Origin of the sequence: Neobacillus vireti, from assembly GCF_036962345.1 — a bacterium.
Classification (GTDB): domain Bacteria; phylum Bacillota; class Bacilli; order Bacillales; family Cytobacillaceae; genus Neobacillus; species Neobacillus vireti_A.
In genome coordinates this window covers 1-17514 of sequence record NZ_JBALNB010000028.1, presented here as the reverse complement: position 1 = coordinate 17514, position 17514 = coordinate 1, and the positions used below count along the sequence as shown (strand labels likewise).

Below are 17514 nucleotides of genomic sequence, written 5' to 3'. Positions count from 1 at the left end.
AAACTAACTGTAAATTGTCACTAAAGATTCATAATATAACAGGAATTTAAAAAGGTTATTTAAAAAAGAAAAGAGAAAAGTTACAACAGAACATTTAGGAGGGACTTTTTTGTTTGATAAAAATTTAGCGAAACCTATTCCATTACTTCAGGCAGAGGCTCTAGAAAGAAGGATCAAAATTGATCATGAAAAAATGCCAGAAATAAAAAAAGAGATAAAAATATTAACGTCAGGTTATAATGGCGAAAAAGAATTAAATTACCAAATGAGGCAAATTCCACAGCATAAATACCACATTTTTCATGATCTTCGACTCCCAGTAGGTGAAACGTTTTTTCAAATTGATGTCCTTCTTCTTTCACCAAATATACTCGTTAATCTTGATGGTAAGAATCATTCAGGGAAAATAACTATCGAAAAAAATCAAATGATTCAAGAAACCTTTGATAAGAGAGAGATTTATGAGAATCCGGTTTCCCAGACTAATCGACACAAAATATTATTGAGAAATTGGATAGAGGAAAATAGTTTACCCGCGATTTACATGGATAATCTAGTTGTATTCACCAGATCGTCAAGTGAAATTATTATAACTCCTGGATATAAAGAAGCAGAAAGTAAGATTTGTAAGTCACATGATTTAATTAAAAAAATTGAGGAATTAGAAAAATACAATAAAAAGGTCTGGATGAATGAACAAGATATTTTAAAATTAAGCGACCTCTTTTTGAAGAAACACATACCTAAGAGAATAGACATTTTAAAATTGTTCACTATACCTGAATCAGACATTATTTCTGGTGTTCAATGCCCATTATGTTTATTTGTTCCGATGATGTATAACCGACATAAATGGATATGTCCTACATGTCAATGTATTTCAAAAAATGCGCATAATAGAGCTATTGATGATTACTGTTTAATTTATAAACCGTGGTTTAAGAATTCAGAAATAAGAAATTTCCTCCATCTTCCATCCACAAGATCCGTTTCCTATTTTTTATCTTTCCTAAACTTTACTCGAACAGGCTGCACAAGTGACAGCATTTACCATCAACCAAACCTTTTTCCTTAAACTGCTAATCATGTTTCTTAAATCCAAACAAACACTATTAAAAACAATATAGGGGGAACATGGATGAAAAAATTATTATGCATCCTTAGTTTACTGCTGTTAATGGTGCCTCAGGTTACATATGGCTCCGCACCAAATAAGCCAATTAATTGGGGATTTAAGAAAGCAGTTAATGAACAGCCGCCTAATGCTGGGGCTGAGTATGAAAAAATACTTGAAAAGTATGGTGCTTTTTATAAAGGCGATCCAAGCACGAAGACGCTTTATCTTACCTTCGATAATGGCTATGAAGCAGGATATACAAGTAAAGTATTAGACGTACTAAAAAAGGAAAAAGTGCCAGCTGCATTTTTTGTAACAGGACATTATTTACAATCGCAGCCTGAATTGACGAAGCGAATGGTGGATGAAGGGCACATCGTCGGAAATCATTCTTGGCACCATCCAAATATGACTCAAATTAGTGATGAGCGAATTCGTGAAGAACTTCAAAAAGTGAAGGATAAAACAAAAGAAATTACAGGTCAAAAGAAAATGACCTATTTGCGTCCGCCAAGGGGCGTTTTTAGTGAGAGAACCATGCAAATTGCGAAAGAGGAAGGCTATACGCATGTCTTTTGGTCGTTGGCATTTGTCGACTGGAATATCAATGCTCAACGAGGATGGCAATATTCCTATGATAACATTATGAGGCAAATCCACCCTGGCTGTGTATTACTGCTGCACACTGTTTCAAAGGATAATGCCGACGCTCTTGAAAAAGTAATTATAGATTTGAAAAAGAAGGGCTATAAATTTAAAAGCCTAGATGATTTCAAACCGGAGAAGAAAGGCTTCGTACCGAGTTTCTGGAGAAAATAATTGCTAAAAAAGCTGGATTCGGGTAGAATTCAGCTTTTCTCTGTTAATAATGCTATAATACGGAGATATCAAACAGGAACCGGAATTTGGAGTGAACAAAATGAAAACAGATCAATCAATTAAAATAAAAGAAAAACAAACCTTTCCTTTAACGATTAAACGACTCGGCATTAATGGGGAAGGGGTAGGATACTTTAAAAGGCAGGTAGTTTTTGTGCCTGGTGCTCTTCCAGGTGAAGAGGTAGTGGTTGAGGCAACCAAGATTAACCCTAAGTTTGCAGAGGCAAAAATAAAAAAAATTCGCATTAAATCGCCGCATCGGGTTCAGCCGCCTTGCCCCGTATATGAGCAATGCGGCGGTTGCCAGCTGCAGCATTTAGCATATAACCAGCAATTAAAAGAAAAACGGGATATTGTTATCCAATCGCTTGAACGTCATACAAGGCTGCAAGTAGAAAAACTTGATATTCGCGAAACCATTGGGATGGAAGACCCGTGGGGTTACCGGAATAAGAGCAGTTTTCAACTAGCAGGAAGAGACGGTAAGGTTTTAGCAGGATTGTACGGTTTAAACTCCCACCAACTCATTGATATTGAACATTGTGCGGTTCAGCATTCACAAACGAATGAAGCGGTTAATACCGTTAAAAAGATTCTCGAAGAGCTAAAGATAACGATTTATAACGAAAAAACACGTAAAGGAATCGTTCGGACGATTGTTACCCGTGTCGGGGTGCAAAGCGGCGAGCTTCAGATTGTCCTAATTACTAATCAAAAAGAGTTACCGAAGAAAGAACAGATCATTCAGGAAATCCAAAAACGTCTTCCACATGTGAAATCAATTGTTCAGAACATTAATGAACAAAAAACGTCGTTAATTTTTGGTGAAGAAACCTTCCCATTAGCAGGTGAGGAGTTTATCCAAGAAACATTGGGTGACTTGCAGTTTGAGCTATCAGCTAGGACATTCTTCCAGTTAAATCCCGTTCAAACGATCAAGCTTTATAATGAAGTGAAAAAGGCTGCGGCGTTGACAGGAAAAGAAAAAATAGTTGATGCCTATTGTGGTGTTGGAACCATTGGCCTGTGGCTGGCGGATCAGGCAGCAGAAGTTCGGGGAATGGATGTTATTCCAGAATCTATTGACGATGCTAAGAAAAATGCTAAGCGCCACGGGTTCACCAACACGAAATATGTACCTGGCAAAGCGGAAGAAGTCCTGCCTAAATGGGTGAAAAAGGGATGGAAGCCAGATGTTATCATCGTTGACCCTCCAAGAACAGGTCTTGACGGACAGCTAATTCAAACTATTTTACAGACAGCACCAAAAAAACTAATTTATATCTCATGTAATCCTTCTACTTTGGCAAAAGATATTCAAATGTTGAGTGCCAAATATGAAGTGAAATATATTCAGCCGGTAGATATGTTTCCGCAGACGGCGCACGTGGAGTGTGTCTCACAGCTTATATTAAAGGATTAAGCCCATTCTAAGGAATGGGTTTTTGTGTTTGGCCAACAGGAAATCCTATTTACACTAGACTGGGTTAACATTAACAATTAATGGAACAAATTCGGGTCAATTCCTTGAATTCGACCATCCCCAAACTCTCCCATTGGGAAGATTAATCTAAAAATCAGATTGTTTATATGTAAAATTGATATTGTTTAGATTAATAAAAACGTTATAGAATAAATTTCAAGAAAAAGAAATTTCTTAAAATACTAGAGAATCAAAATACTAAAAGTCACTTTCCATTAAACCATTATGCTAGATTAGCCAGTAAAACATCATAGATTAAAAACTGGTGACTCGAATTCAGATGATTGAAGCAGGGGCCCTAACTGAAATCCTCCATTTGATTTTTGAAAATCTTGTTTACAAGTGAGCATAAAAGATCCAAGAAACTATGATGGGCAAAGTCAGAAAATCAATCTAAAAGGGTGAGGTTAATGAAAAAAATTGAAGCCATTATAAGACCTGAAAAGTTAACGGAAACGATAAAAGGGTTAAAAAGCATAGGAGTTACAGGATTTACTATATCTCAGGTAGTCGGCAGAGGAAAACAGAAAGGAAGTCAAGGAGTCTATCGGGGAAAAAATTACAAAGTAACTCTTCATCCAAAAGTAAAATTGGAAATTGTCCTTTCGGATTATATGGTTGAGCAAACGATAATGAAAATAGTTGCTTCGGCCCAAACTGGGGAAGATGGTGACGGTAAAATTTACGTTTATCCGATTTTAGAAGCCTACAACATTCGAACAGGAAAAGAAGACGATACTATTGATGATTTAGTAAATGGGAAGGACTAACTACTATGGAACTTATGTATTTAAATACCGTATGGATTGTGTTGTCTGCCGCAATGGTGCTATTTATGGAAGGTGGATTTAGTTTACTAGAATCTGGTTTAGTAAGAACGAAAAATGCTGTCAATGTAACGATGAAGATTTTTGTTGATTTAACTGTAGGGGCTTTAGGTTTTTGGGTAGTTGGTTTTGGGGTTATGTTTGGGGAAGATGCATTTGGAATCATAGGTACCAGCCTTTTTGGCAGTCCAGAAAAAATTGCTCTTTCCGTTGAATTACCTAGTGCAGCATTTGTACTGTTTCAAATGGGGTTTGCAATAGCCTGTGTCTCGATTATTTCAGGTGCAGTGGCTGAACGTATGAACTTTAAAGCGTATATTGTAACAGTTGCTTTTATTTGTATCGTTATTTATCCATTTTCAGGTCATTGGATTTGGAACAGTAATGGATGGTTGGCGGAGTTAGGCATGAAAGATTTTGCGGGTTCGGGCGCTATTCACGCGTTAGGAGGGTTTGCTGCTTTTGCAATGGCTAAACAGTTAGGAGCGAGAAAAGGAAGATTTAATTCGGACGGAAGTGCAAATGTTTTTGCACCTAGTAATATTCCTTTAGCTTCAGCTGGTGCATTTATTTTATGGTTTGGATGGTTTGCTTTTAATGCGGGGAGTACGTTAGATGCCTCTAATACAGACCTTGCTTCGATTGCCCTTAATACCATGCTTGCTGGGGCAAGCGGCGGTACATCGGCTCTATTCTTAACAATGAAAAAGTTCGGAAAAGCAGACCCGAGTATGACGATTAATGGAGTATTAGCTGGGCTAGTGGCCATAACAGCTGGATGTGCCTTTGTTTCTTCATGGAGTGCCATTATAATTGGGGTTACCAGTGGTTTAATTGTGATTTATGCCACATTATTTGTAGATTATTTAAAAGTAGATGACCCTGTAGGGGCTGTAGCGGTTCACGGCTTCAATGGTGTGTTTGGAACGATAGCTGTTGGATTGTTTGATAAATCTCAAGGTCTTTTAACAACGTTTGATTTGTCGCTTCTAAAAATACAACTATTAGGAGCAGGAGCAGTTGTGGTTTGGGGACTAATTGGTGGAACAGTTATTGTAAAGGTTTGTGAAAAGACTGTGGGCTTCCGAGTAACTGACCGTGAGGAAGAAGAAGGTTTGGATATGTCCTACCACGGGATTCCGGCCTATAACGAATTGGAACGATTCACAGATATTCCTACAGGTTTGTATGATTTTGAAGAGACAACAGGGATTTCTGTCGCTCCTGCTAGTAATAGAAAAGAAAGAGTGGTTTAGTTATTCAAGAAAGGGTTGTATATATATTTACTATTTTTTATATTGTCATACTGCATGTATCATAAATCCTACAAAGAAGACCCTGATTTCGTTATAAAATCTTTTGCGAAATCGGGGTCATTTTTTAATGGCTTGAAAGCTATAGTGCCTTGCTTTTTTCTTTTACCCGCTTTCTTTCCTGGCTTTCAACATAACTTCAACTCATTACTGTTTCAGCATTCCCAGGTATCATCTTTTCCCGTACCTCGTCAGGTATCGGATAAGCCTTTGCCTTTTCCTTAAACGAGGTCCAAGCGCGAACCTCATATCCTTCTGCTACCAATATTTCACCTTTATAGAACTTATGGCTAATTTTGAAAACTTTTTGGCGCATTTCCACAACGGTGCTGCGGACTATTACATTGTCTTCAAATACTAGAGGACTTTTAAATTGACAATTCGCCTCAAGTAAGGGAGTAGCTATCTGCTGCTCACTGTATAAATTTGAAGTTGGAAATCCGATGGCAGAAAAGTATTCATGTGTTGCTTCATCCATCCATTTATAAAAGTTAGGATAAAATACAATGCTCGCAGCATCTGTATCACCCCATCTTACTTTTAACGGGTACTCTGCGATCAATTTTCAACGCTCCTTTACATTGGGGTATATACCACCTATAAAAAATCTATATTAAGCCTTTGCAGCCGTCTTTACTTTTAAGCCTAGCATTGCTCTAGCTTCATTTGGTGTAGCCACTTCCCGGCCTAATGTTTGAGCTAATTCTACAATTCTCTTTACAAATTGAGCATTAGAAGTTGCTAATTCTCCCTTACGGAAATACACTGCGTCTTCCATGCCGACACGGACATGTCCCCCAAGTAGAATCGTCATGGTGTTAATCATTAGCTGATCTTTACTCGCTCCAATCGCTGACCAAAGAGCTCCTTCAGGAACATTACTTTTCATAAACATTAGATTTTCAGGTGTAGCAGGGATTCCCCCCTGTGCCCCTAATACAAATTGGAAAAAGAAAGGTGGTTTAATTAATCCTTTTTTAGCAACACGTAACGCATTATGAATCATCCCAACATCAAACACTTCAAGTTCTGGCTTCACGTTATTTTCTTGCATGACTTCAGCTAATTGCTCTAGCATGGCAGGAGTATGAATAAATACATTTGGCCCTATGTTGAATGACCCTGCATCAAAGGAAGCAAGCTCAGGTTGTAATTCAACAACTGGAAAACGTTTGGTTACATCTCTAAGCTCTCCTCCGGCAGTGGTATAGTTGATAACGATATCACAGTTCTTCTCTTCTAGTAATCTTCTTACTTCACGATACTTCTCTATATCCAGCGTGGGAATTCCGTCCTCATCCCGAACATGAATATGAGCAATGGCTGCGCCTGCTTCCCATGATTCATAAATAGAATCTGCAATTTCCTGTGGAGTAGTTGGCAGGTAAGGAGTATGCGCCTTCGTTGCAAAATCTCCTGTTGGCGCTACAGTAATAATTAATTTTTCCATCATCGTCACACCTTTCCATCAATTAAGAAATCAGTTTCATTTTAGGCTAAATATTTATTTTCCTATCGATTTAATGGGTTTATCAGTAGTTGTATCCTTGAAAAATCAGAGTTCCTCAAACCAGCATGTATTACTGTTTTATAACATGTTCTTCTAAACTCGCTCGAGTATGTAAAGCACTTACACTTTTTTGTCTCAGTGAGAAAATGACCAAACAGGCAATAACGATTAATGAACCAAGTGTGAACATACCATTTGAAATAGGCATCTTCCCGAAAATCATCGGTCCAATAAAGCCTCCTAAACTCGCAAATGCATTCACCAAAGCAATTCCGGCTGGTGCGGTGGATTCAGTGAAAAATAGGGTCATATAGGAGAAAAAGGCACCTATAAATCCATAAAGTCCAATGGCTCCAAAAGTAATCGAAAGGATCATCATAAGGGTGCTATCAACCATTCCACACACAATATAACCAGTTGCTGCAATAAGAAGACTCACCATTATATGTATCCTGTGTTCATTTCTTTTATCAGAACTCCAAGCAAATAATAACATGCACGGAATGCCAATCAGTGCCGGAATAATCGTCAACCAGCCAATTTCCATGTTACTCGAACTAGCGGAAAATGATTTGATGATGCTAGGAAACCAAAAACCTAGACCGTACATCGCTGTATAATGGGCAAAATATATAAAAGCCAATTTCCATACCCTTAAATCTTTTACCATTTCCAATTTTGATGCTTTGTTTACCGTAATGCTGTGACGCCTTTCTCTATCAAGTTCATTTTCTAGCCAATTTTTTTCTGCATCGCTTAACCATTTAGCATCTTTTGGGCGATTATCTAAGTAAATAAGTGTAGCAATCCCTAAAATAATGGCAGGTATTCCTTCGAGAATAAACATCCATCTCCAGCCAGCCATCCCATTCCATGCAATATTATCCATAATCCATGTTGATAATGGTGCTCCTATGATGGTGCCGACGGGCAAAGCCATAACAAGAGATGCGGAAGCACGGCCTCTTTCCTTGCTTCGAAACCAATAGGTGAAATATAAAATAATCCCGGGGAAAAATCCTGCTTCAGCAATTCCAAGTAAAAAGCGTGCAATATATAAATGTGTGGCCGATTGAACAAATCCTGTTAAGATCACAATAATACCCCAAGTAATCATGATTCGGGCAATCCAAATTTTTGCGCCAATTTTGTGCATGACTATATTGCTTGGTACTTCAAATAAGAAATATCCAAGAAAGAAAATACCTGACAACAAACCAAAAACTTCAGCAGATAATGCCAATTCTGCGTTCATTTCTAATGCTGCAAACCCTAAATTAACACGGTCCAAATAAGCAATGACATAACATATGAAAGTAAATGGCAATATGCGCAACATTATTTTTTTGATCGTTGTACTCTCAATTGATTGACTGATAGAATTCATTCACAATCTCCCCCTTATATTTGAGTTAGCTTACTCCAGCAGCTTTTCTCCTGCAAGGCATCGGTACCGCAAAATGAAAACGGTAACATTTTTAGGTGTCTTACCTACAAAAATACAAACTTTAACCTATTAAATTTTTCATTACTCTTTAGTATTCATTGTTTAAAACACTCATCTCCTTTCTACTACTTGTTAAGCATGCAATGATAGTATCATAGGGTTTTGTCATATAGAAATATGATTATTCTGCTATGTGACAAAGTTTAGAAAAAATTTAATTTTCAAACAATCTGAAAAGACAATTATTTTTGTTAAAATGGATTCAGAATGAAGGGAGGCTTTGGCTATGGATGAAAAATATATTTTACACAAAGTGAATACTGTGGATGAAAAATACATCATCCATACAGTTAAAAATGCGATGCAGCTACTGCAACTTTTCACCGACAGCTCCCCAGAATGGAGTTTAACTGAACTTGCGAAAAAAAAGTCATTAAATATCAGTAATACGAAAAGGTTAATCAAAACATTAACGGAGTATGGGTATTTAGAAAAAGATCCTGTATCTAAAAAATACCGACTTGGTTTAGCAATTTTTCGTTTATCTGGTGTATTGACGACGACAATGGAGATCTATAAAGAGGCTCGGCCTATTCTTTCAAAATTAGCAGAAAAGTACGATGAAAACGTTCATATTGGAATATTAGAAGAAACAAATGTCCTTTATCTTGATAAATTCAAAAGCACGTATTCTTCCCGTTTGGCTACACATGCTGGAAAGAGAAATCCTGCTTATTGTACAGGCTGCGGAAAGGTATTGTTAGCCTTTAAGCCTGAACCTATACAACAAGAATTATTAAAAAGAATAAATGATCAGGGCTTTGAACAGTTCGCCACCAAAACGGTTAAAACAATCGAAGAATTAAAAAGTGATTTGGACATGATTGTAAAAAAAGGGTATGCAGTAAGTACAGACGAATTATCAGATGGTTTTACGAGTATTGCCGTCCCAATATTAGATTTTACTGAAGAAGTAATTTCAGCTATTAGCATTACTGGGCGAAGTGACAAATTAAACTTATCTATTCATTTAAATGACCTGATTAAATGCAGTGAACGAATATCAGAAAAACTTGGATATCTAAAAAGAGTTGAAAGGTAGATTAATATGCCAAAGGAAAACTATTCATCGCTGGAAAATGCACTTAGACTAATGAATATTTTCACCGTTGAAAAACCTGAATATCATCTAAACGAACTAGCTGATAAATTATCGATTGCCCCGAGTACAGTACATCGTTTATTAACAACACTGCGTTCAGAGGGATTTGTAGTAAAAGATTCTCTTTCCAATAAATACAGGCTGGGAGTTTCTATTCGTGCGTTAGAGAATGTTCTTAGAAAGGAAATGAACCTATTTCATCTTTCTCAGGACATCTTAGAGGAAATTGTTATACGTACAAATTTATCAGCTTCTTTGGCTATTATCTTTCAAGAGTCTACTTTTATTCTTAATGCGATTGAAGTTGATAATCCTTTTTTTAGTAAGTATTGTTACATTGGAAAGCAAACTTCTTTCCTAAGTACTAGTTCAGGAAAAGTATTGTTGTTAAGTAAAAATGATCATGACATCTTGCAATTTGAGGAGCAATCCATGGTTACAAAACTTCGCCAGCAGTTAAAAGTAAATGGATTTATTGATGGTAATGAAGATAATCAAATTGGAATTACAACGATTGCTGTACCAATAAAAAATAAAAAAAATGAAATCATTGCTTCACTCGAAATGATGGGTACAAAAATACAAATACATACAAATGTCCAAGCTCTTAAAGAGGCTGGTATAAAACTATCAAATAAAATTAAAAGTCAATAATCCACATATGTGGCTCTAAAGAAAAAAATAGCCTTTTCTCATATTGAGGAAGAGGCTATAAAAAATTGGTTAATGTTTGGGGAGTCACTTCTTACTTATTAAATCATCTCTATCGGAAGCCATTGGAGGCTGTTCCAGCCATTTGTTCTTGATCATAATATTTGCGCCGTCCTCCGCAAAAAGTTGAACTTCTGCTGATAACCTGTTGTATAGTACCCCTAAATCTATCCTTGGACTGGTGGCAATACCTATTCCATAATAGCCAATACTTAAAGAGGTTAAGGTCGTAGTGAAAAACATCATAAGTTTATCGGAAAAAGTATTAGCAGTACTTTCTGTAACTTCTGATGTCCAGGTAGTAGGAACAGGAAGTTTACTTTCCTCCAATTTACCTCCAAAAAGTTTTAATTGTTTTTGGGCAATCTCTATACCCCTTATGAAATATTTTTTTACTTCCTTTGCCTGTGCAACCTGAGCAAATCCTGTAAGTATAGCTGAACCTTGGGCATTTCTTTGATAATCAGCATATAAATTTGCTATTTCTGGTGCATTTAATGGCCTTTTATCCCTAATAATATCCCACATAAATTCCTGCTTCTTTACAAGTTCAACTTCAGTCATATTAGGAAGATAGGGAGACCTGTTAAACAACCCTTTTGATAGTAATAAATCCTTGGACATTTTATAGAGCTGCATGGTTTCAGATAAGCATTCTATAAAGTATTCTGTTAAGTCTGCTCTTACTGCTAAAGAAACAGCTGCAGAGTATGTGGTTAATCCACCTCTAGCCATCTGGTAAATAAACTGTAAAACAATACTGTCAGAATATAGTCTTGGAGCAGTTAAAACTACATCCTCTTCAATTTTAAAACCTTGAGGGATTGCATACTTTTCATCTGTAAAAAATGATGTTGTTTTTTGAATATGGGATTTTGTCAGCTCTAATCCATGTTCAATTACAGGCTTAATTTCCTGGTCCTCAGCTTTTTCTAGAAAGTATGAGAGGATACAGGCACTGGCACTATCATTCATATACTGTGCCCAGAGTGGAGCAATCTCCGCAGAAGTTAACCGAATCTGTTTTTCCTGTTCAGTCATGAAAGTACCCCCTTAACACAATTCATTATTATTGATAGTAGTTTGCGGCAATATGGGTTAAGTTATTTATAATTATTTTAAAACTGATAAATATACTAAAAAAACTCAGAGGTTGCTGGACCCCTGAGTTTTTCTAAATTATGAGTTCAAATCATACATTTGACCTTTAATTAAATAAGCTGCACTCTCAGCAATATTTGTTATATGGTCAGCTGTTCGTTCAAGATAACGATTAATCAATAACAATTGTACTAATTGGTCTGTTTCCTCGGGGTGTCCCTGTAAATAGCTGGTGATTGTTTTATAGGCTTCGTCACTAGCATGATCAACCTCGTCATCCAATTTGCCAACTTCTCTAGCAAGGGCGATATCTTCATTTAAAAAAGATTGTAATCCCTTTTGAAGCATGGTAATTGAGATATCCTTCATTTTCTCAAGATTTGTGATATTCACTAACGAATTGGACTTCCCGATTTTGATTGTCGATTTTGCAATATTAACTCCAAAGTCTGCAATTCGTTCAATTTCAGAACTGATTTTTAATGCTCCGATAATTTTTCGTAAGTCCCTGGCGACAGGTTGCTCCTTCGCTATAAGCCAAATAATAAAATGATTAATTTCGATTTCAAGATCATCCACAACTTCATCTTCTTCAATCACTTTTAATGCTATTTCCACATCTTTTGTTTTAAAGGCTTCAAAAGCCTTTTCAAGTGATGAAGCAGCCAAGTCAGACATTGTGTTCATTTTTACCTGTAGTTCCTGTAATTTATTATCAAAGTTTTCACGAACAACCATTCATTATCCTCCTAAATTAACCAAATCTGCCAGTTATATAATCTTCCGTTCGCTGATCGCTTGGCATTGAAAAGATTTTACTCGTTGCGTCATACTCAACAACTTCTCCATTTAGGAAAAATGCAGTTTTATCTGAGACCCTTGCTGCTTGTTGCATATTATGGGTTACAATGACAATAGTATAATCCTTCTTCATTTTTTCAATCAATTCTTCTACTTTTAAAGTAGAGATTGGGTCTAATGCGGAAGTAGGCTCATCCATTAGGATGATATCCGGCTTCATCGCAATGGCACGTGCGATACAAATACGCTGCTGCTGACCACCAGAAAGACCGAGTGCTGATGTTTTTAAGCGATCTTTCACTTCATCCCAGATGGCCGCACCACGTAAGCTGCTTTCAACAATTTCATTTAGCTCTTTTTTATTTTTAATTCCTGCCATTTTGGGACCATATGCTACGTTATCATAAATGCTCATAGGGAATAGGTTTGCCTTCTGAAAAACCATACCTACTTTGGTTCTTAATCTTATCACATCAGTGCTTTTGTATATATCCTCATGATCAACCTTAATATCACCAGTAATTTTTACGCCATCAATCAAATCATTCATCCGGTTTAAGGTTCGCAGGAAAGTTGATTTACCACAACCCGATGGCCCAATTAGAGCGGTAACCTCATTTTCATGTATATCAAGTGAAATGGAGTAAAGTGCCTGCTTTTCCCCATAGAACAAATTAAGATTTCTCACATTGATTTTCACTTCTTTATTTGGTTTTTGTACCAGTTTTGGATTATTCATCCTTAATTTAATATCTTTTGCACTCATTTCAGCACCTCTTTTAATAGTCAGCTTTATTTAGTTTTTTCGAGATAAACGTTGCCGATAGATTCAACGCTAGGATAATTACGATCAAGACAATTCCAACTGCCGAGGCTAATTCGATATCGCCTGACTCCTGTGTTACTAAAAAGGAGTGAACTGTTAATGTTCGTGCCGATGAGAAGATACTTGAAGGCATAGCTGCAACCGTTCCGGCGGTTAAAAAAATAGCAGCGGACTCACCGACAATTCTTCCTATTGATAGGATAATTCCAGATAAGATACCAGGCATTGCACTTGGTAAAATGACTTTATATAAAGTTTGCAGTTTTGTTGTTCCTAATGCGAGTGATCCTTCCCGATAGGAGTGAGGAACTGTTTTCAGCGATTCTTCTGTTGTTCGAATAATGACAGGTAAGACGATAATTGTTAACGTTAAGGAAGCAGCGATGATTGACATGCCCATTTTTAACGTTGTCACAAAGAATACCGCTCCAAATAACCCATAAATAATCGACGGAATTCCTGTTAAGCTTTCGGTTGCAAAACGAATCAGATTTACCAATCGACCTTGTTTTGCATACTCCTGCAAATAGACTGCGGCACAAATTCCAATTGGGGTTGCGATAAGTAATGAGATAACAATTGTATATATGGTCGTGATAATCATCGGCCAAATTCCACCGCCGCCAGCAGGAGAATAGTCACCAAATATAAAATCAAAGCTGATTAAACGATAACCTTTTAAAAAGATATAGCCAACAATCAAGACGAGTACGGCAACTGTCAAGAAAGCTGATCCCCAAAGAAGTCCACGGTATAAATAATCTTTTTGCTTTCTCAACTTACTTACCACCCTTCGCACTGATCTTTGCTAAAACAAAGTTTAAGATTAAGATAAACGAGAATAACACAATACCTGTAGCAAATAACATCTCTTGATGGGTACCGAATGCATAACCCATTTCTAATGCAATATTTGTCGTTAGTGGACGCACGCTGTCTGTAAGACTTGTTGGCAGAATAAGACTATTTCCTGCTACTAAGATTACAGCCATGGTTTCACCAATTGCTCTGCCTAATCCTAATACAATTGCGGCCATTATTCCTGACTTCGCAGCTGGGACAACAACCTTAAAGATTGTCTCTATTTCAGAAGTACCCAGTGCCAATGAACCTTCACGATATGTTTTTGGGACGGCACGAATCGCTGTTTCAGCGACTGTTACAATGGTAGGAAGCATCATAATAGCTAAAACAAGGATTACCGCTATCAAGCTTTGTCCTTTTGCTAGGTTTAATTGATTTTGTAAAAATGGGACGATGAGTGCAAGTCCAAATACACCATATAAAACGGATGGAATTCCAGCCAATAGCTGTACTGCTGGAGAAATAAATTTGGCCACACTTTTTGGTGCTATTTCTGCTAAGAAAATAGCTGTAAACAAACCAATTGGCACTCCAATCACTAATGCACCAATTGTCGCGTAAATGGATGCTACAATCATTGGCAAAATGCCAAATTTCTCTTCACTTGGAACCCAATCCACTCCAAAGAGAAAGTCAAAAAAACTATATCCTTCGACTATAAATGGTAGTGAACCTTTATAAAATACAAATCCAACGATTAATAATAAACTGATAACAGAAAGTAGTGCACAGAACTGGAATAATCTGGATGATAGCTTCTCTAACATGTACTTCCTCTTATTTGTTTTCGTTTCCTCTTCAGGCAGCCGCGGCATACGCATTCCTCCATGATTCTCTTTTTCTCTTGCTGTTCCTTTAGTGAACAAATCTAGCTGTTGTTAATTAATTGGAATGGCCCCAGTTTCACCAACAATTTTTTGTCCATCTGGGCTCAAAATATATTCGATAAATTGCTTTCCGGCATCGGTAATTTGATCTTCTTTGTGTACAAACAAAAATGGACGTGACAGGCTATATTTTTGCTGCAATACATTCTCTGCTGTAGCCTCCACGCCATTTATATCTATAGTTGAAATAGAGGAATCAATATATTCAAATGAAATAAAACCTACTGCATGCTTATTCGTGGCAACCGTTGTTTTTATATTGCCGTTTCCACTCGCAATGATGGCACTTCTTACTAATTCACCTGAAGAATACCCTACTATTTCTTGAAAGGCATCGCGTGATCCGGAGCCATCTTCTCTAGAAACAACGACGATTTCCAAGTCATCTCCCCCAAGCTCTTTCCAATTTTTAACCTCACCCGTAAAAACGGCCTTTACTTGTTCCATCGTAAGGTCTTTCACTTTGTTGCTTGGGTGTGTTACGACAACAATTCCATCATACGCAATAATGGTCTCGACTAGCCCGCTTGCTTTTTCCTCTTCTTTTAAATCACGAGAGGACATTCCGATTTCGGAAACTCCGCTTATGGCATTTGTTATTCCAGCTGATGATCCAATTTGATTTATTTCAACTTTTACATTGCTTGTCTCTTTAAATTTTTCTGCAATTTTTTCTGCTAAAGGTCCTACGGACGTAGATCCCGAAACTGAAACAGTAGCTGAACCTTGATTTGATGATCCTGCACCTTCATTACTATTATTTCCACATGCTGATAGTATGGCAGTTAAGATTAGTACCAATAATCCTAACAATGTCCTGCTTTTTAACGTCATTTTTAAACCTCCATGATGATCGATTAATACTTTTATTCGACAATGTAAAGAATAAACGCTATTTGTAAAGAATAAACGCTATTTGTAAAGATTAAGTGGATGTATTGTAAAGGTTTTGTAAATTTTATTAATTCACTGTTGAAATAATGTAAATTGTCCAATTGCTTCCATATTAACCTGTGACTCTCAGACATTCTTAATATGCAATTCCGTGTGAAAAATAAGATGTGAAATGCAAAAAGGGAATTTAATCTTGTGTTCCTTTTTAGCCATTAATTCCATAACATAGCTGTTCATTTAGATATGGTAGAATAACTCTGATAGACTACTATGGAGGTGTAAAGTGTGAAACATGAGTGGAGAAAACATGAAAAAAATTTATATTTGCCAAAAAGTCATCCGGAACTTGTAACCATTCCAGAGCAAAAGTTTTTAATGATAAAGGGAAAAGGAAATCCCAATAGTGAGGAATTTACAGAAAAAATAAATGTTCTTTATTCATTAGCTTATGCCATTCGAATGATGCCGAAAACAGGATATACCCCAGAAGGATATGTTGAATACACAGTGTATCCATTAGAAGGAATATGGAGTTTGACTGAGGAAGGCATAAACTCCGATACTTTCAATAAGGATGAGTTATTATATACGATCATGATTAGACAGCCAGATTTTGTTACTGAAGAGATAGTAGAGAAAGCTTTTCAGAATGTAAGAAAAAAGAAACCACATCCATTTCTAATGGACGTAACCTTCGGCACCATGGAAGATGGCTTATCTGTCCAAATGCTTCATATAGGTTCCTATGATGATGAACCTCAAAGTTTTGAAAAAATGAATGAATTTATTTTAATCAATAATCTTGAAAAGGTTACTTTTGTACATAGAGAAATCTATCTTTCAGATGCAAGAAAAGTTGAACCGGAAAAACTAAAAACAGTTTTGAGATATAGAGTTAAGCAAAGAAATTAAATGAAAAAGGAAGATATCATCAAGGTCGAATGGCTGCAATAGGAACTGGCATTTATTATCATCCTAGCGATTTTCCTTGCTAGAAATAAAGTTTTAATGAACCTGAACTGGAAGAAGCATTAGGACTTATTAACAAGATGGAGAAATCCGGTGATAATTAGTGGAAAAATATATAGGGCTACAATATAAAAAAGCAAAGTAATCAAAGTCGATTACTTTGCTAGGCTGTCGAGTAGGTCTCGACAGCCTTTATTTTTTGATTATGACAATGGTCAAAAGAGTGACTAGTGTGAATCATGTATTGAGGACAAATCGTAGCTTGGTGCTCATTTGATTTGTCCCCAAGCCCCTGTATTGAGGACAAATCGTAGCTTGGTGCTCATTTGATTTGTCCCCAAGCCCCTGTATTGAGGACAAATCGACGCTTGGTGATCATGCAATTTGTCCCCAAGCCCCTGTATTGAGGACAAATCGTTGCTTGGTGCTCATGTGATTTGTTCTCAATCCCCAGTATTGAGGACAAATTGACGCTTGGAGATCATGCAATTTGTTCTCAATCCCTTGTATTGAGGACAAATCGTTGCCTGGTGCTCATGTGATTCGTCCCCAAGCCCCTGTATTGAGGACAAATCGTTGCCTGGTGCTCATGCGATTCGTCCCCAAGCCCCTGTATTGAGGACAAATCGTTGCCTGGTGCTCATGCGATTTGTTCTCAAGCCCCTGTATTGAGGACAAATCGTTGCTTGGTGCTCATGCGATTCGTCCCCAAGCCCTTATATT

General features: G+C 36.9%; 17 protein-coding genes. 8 read left to right on the top strand and 9 right to left on the bottom strand.

The genetic code is table 11. The annotated features are described in order from the left end of the window. The first annotated feature begins 109 nt into the window (after positions 1–109). From V7108_RS26075 to V7108_RS26055, 5 genes are all read left to right on the top strand, one after another. The gene (locus tag V7108_RS26075) at positions 110–1075 is read left to right on the top strand and encodes a nuclease-related domain-containing protein (protein ID WP_335569810.1); all 966 of its coding nucleotides are present in this window, start codon (positions 110–112) and stop codon (positions 1073–1075) included. 63 nt (positions 1076–1138) lie between these two features. Then, on the top strand, positions 1139–1936 hold the full coding sequence (gene pdaA, locus V7108_RS26070; protein ID WP_335515278.1) for a delta-lactam-biosynthetic de-N-acetylase: 798 nt from the start codon (positions 1139–1141) through the stop codon (positions 1934–1936). Between the two features lie 100 nt (positions 1937–2036). Further along, complete coding sequence (gene rlmD / locus V7108_RS26065; protein ID WP_335515281.1) at positions 2037–3419, top strand: 23S rRNA (uracil(1939)-C(5))-methyltransferase RlmD; 1383 nt, start codon at positions 2037–2039, stop codon at positions 3417–3419. A 470-nt stretch (positions 3420–3889) separates the two neighbouring features. Beyond that, positions 3890–4249: a P-II family nitrogen regulator gene (locus V7108_RS26060; RefSeq protein ID WP_335515284.1), complete on the top strand. Its 360-nt coding sequence runs from the start codon at positions 3890–3892 to the stop codon at positions 4247–4249. 5 nt (positions 4250–4254) lie between these two features. Next, on the top strand, positions 4255–5562 hold the full coding sequence (locus tag V7108_RS26055; RefSeq protein WP_335515287.1) for an ammonium transporter: 1308 nt from the start codon (positions 4255–4257) through the stop codon (positions 5560–5562). A 196-nt stretch (positions 5563–5758) separates the two neighbouring features. Here the strand turns inward: V7108_RS26055 and V7108_RS26050 are convergent, their stop codons facing one another. The 3 genes from V7108_RS26050 to V7108_RS26040 form a co-directional block, all read right to left on the bottom strand. After that, on the bottom strand, positions 5759–6178 hold the full coding sequence (locus V7108_RS26050) for an acyl-CoA thioesterase (protein ID WP_335515320.1): 420 nt from the start codon (positions 6176–6178) through the stop codon (positions 5759–5761). Positions 6179–6232: 54 nt separating this feature from the next. Then, on the bottom strand, positions 6233–7069 hold the full coding sequence (locus V7108_RS26045; protein WP_335515290.1) for a 3-keto-5-aminohexanoate cleavage protein: 837 nt from the start codon (positions 7067–7069) through the stop codon (positions 6233–6235). A 130-nt stretch (positions 7070–7199) separates the two neighbouring features. Further along, positions 7200–8516, bottom strand: a complete 1317-nt coding sequence (locus V7108_RS26040; protein WP_335569809.1) for an MFS transporter — start codon at positions 8514–8516, stop codon at positions 7200–7202. A gap of 346 nt (positions 8517–8862) precedes the next feature. Here V7108_RS26040 and V7108_RS26035 point away from each other — a divergent pair, with 346 nt between their 5' ends. After that, a complete protein-coding gene (locus V7108_RS26035) occupies positions 8863–9678 on the top strand; it encodes an IclR family transcriptional regulator (protein WP_335515296.1) in 816 nt (271 codons plus the stop codon). A 6-nt stretch (positions 9679–9684) separates the two neighbouring features. After that, a complete protein-coding gene (locus V7108_RS26030; protein WP_335569808.1) occupies positions 9685–10392 on the top strand; it encodes an IclR family transcriptional regulator in 708 nt (235 codons plus the stop codon). An 84-nt stretch (positions 10393–10476) separates the two neighbouring features. Here the strand turns inward: V7108_RS26030 and V7108_RS26025 are convergent, their stop codons facing one another. From V7108_RS26025 to V7108_RS26000, 6 genes are all read right to left on the bottom strand, one after another. Next, positions 10477–11490, bottom strand: coding sequence for a DUF3231 family protein (locus tag V7108_RS26025; RefSeq protein WP_335515302.1), 1014 nt, complete (start codon positions 11488–11490; stop codon positions 10477–10479). 138 nt (positions 11491–11628) lie between these two features. Continuing rightward, positions 11629–12288: a phosphate signaling complex protein PhoU gene (phoU, locus tag V7108_RS26020; RefSeq protein WP_335515308.1), complete on the bottom strand. Its 660-nt coding sequence runs from the start codon at positions 12286–12288 to the stop codon at positions 11629–11631. Between the two features lie 16 nt (positions 12289–12304). Beyond that, positions 12305–13090: a phosphate ABC transporter ATP-binding protein PstB gene (gene pstB, locus V7108_RS26015; protein WP_335515324.1), complete on the bottom strand. Its 786-nt coding sequence runs from the start codon at positions 13088–13090 to the stop codon at positions 12305–12307. 40 nt (positions 13091–13130) lie between these two features. Then, positions 13131–13955 carry a phosphate ABC transporter permease PstA gene (pstA, locus tag V7108_RS26010; protein WP_335515311.1) on the bottom strand — a complete coding sequence of 275 codons (825 nt, stop codon included), beginning with the start codon at positions 13953–13955 and terminating at the stop codon, positions 13131–13133. A gap of 1 nt (position 13956) precedes the next feature. Continuing rightward, on the bottom strand, positions 13957–14856 hold the full coding sequence (gene pstC, locus V7108_RS26005) for a phosphate ABC transporter permease subunit PstC (protein WP_335515312.1): 900 nt from the start codon (positions 14854–14856) through the stop codon (positions 13957–13959). A 63-nt stretch (positions 14857–14919) separates the two neighbouring features. Further along, positions 14920–15762 (bottom strand): phosphate ABC transporter substrate-binding protein, encoded by an 843-nt coding sequence (locus V7108_RS26000; RefSeq protein ID WP_335515315.1) that lies wholly within the window; start codon positions 15760–15762, stop codon positions 14920–14922. Between the two features lie 345 nt (positions 15763–16107). Between V7108_RS26000 and V7108_RS25995 the strand changes: the two genes are divergently transcribed. Continuing rightward, positions 16108–16734: a GyrI-like domain-containing protein gene (locus tag V7108_RS25995; protein WP_335515317.1), complete on the top strand. Its 627-nt coding sequence runs from the start codon at positions 16108–16110 to the stop codon at positions 16732–16734. Positions 16735–17514: the final 780 nt, after the last annotated feature.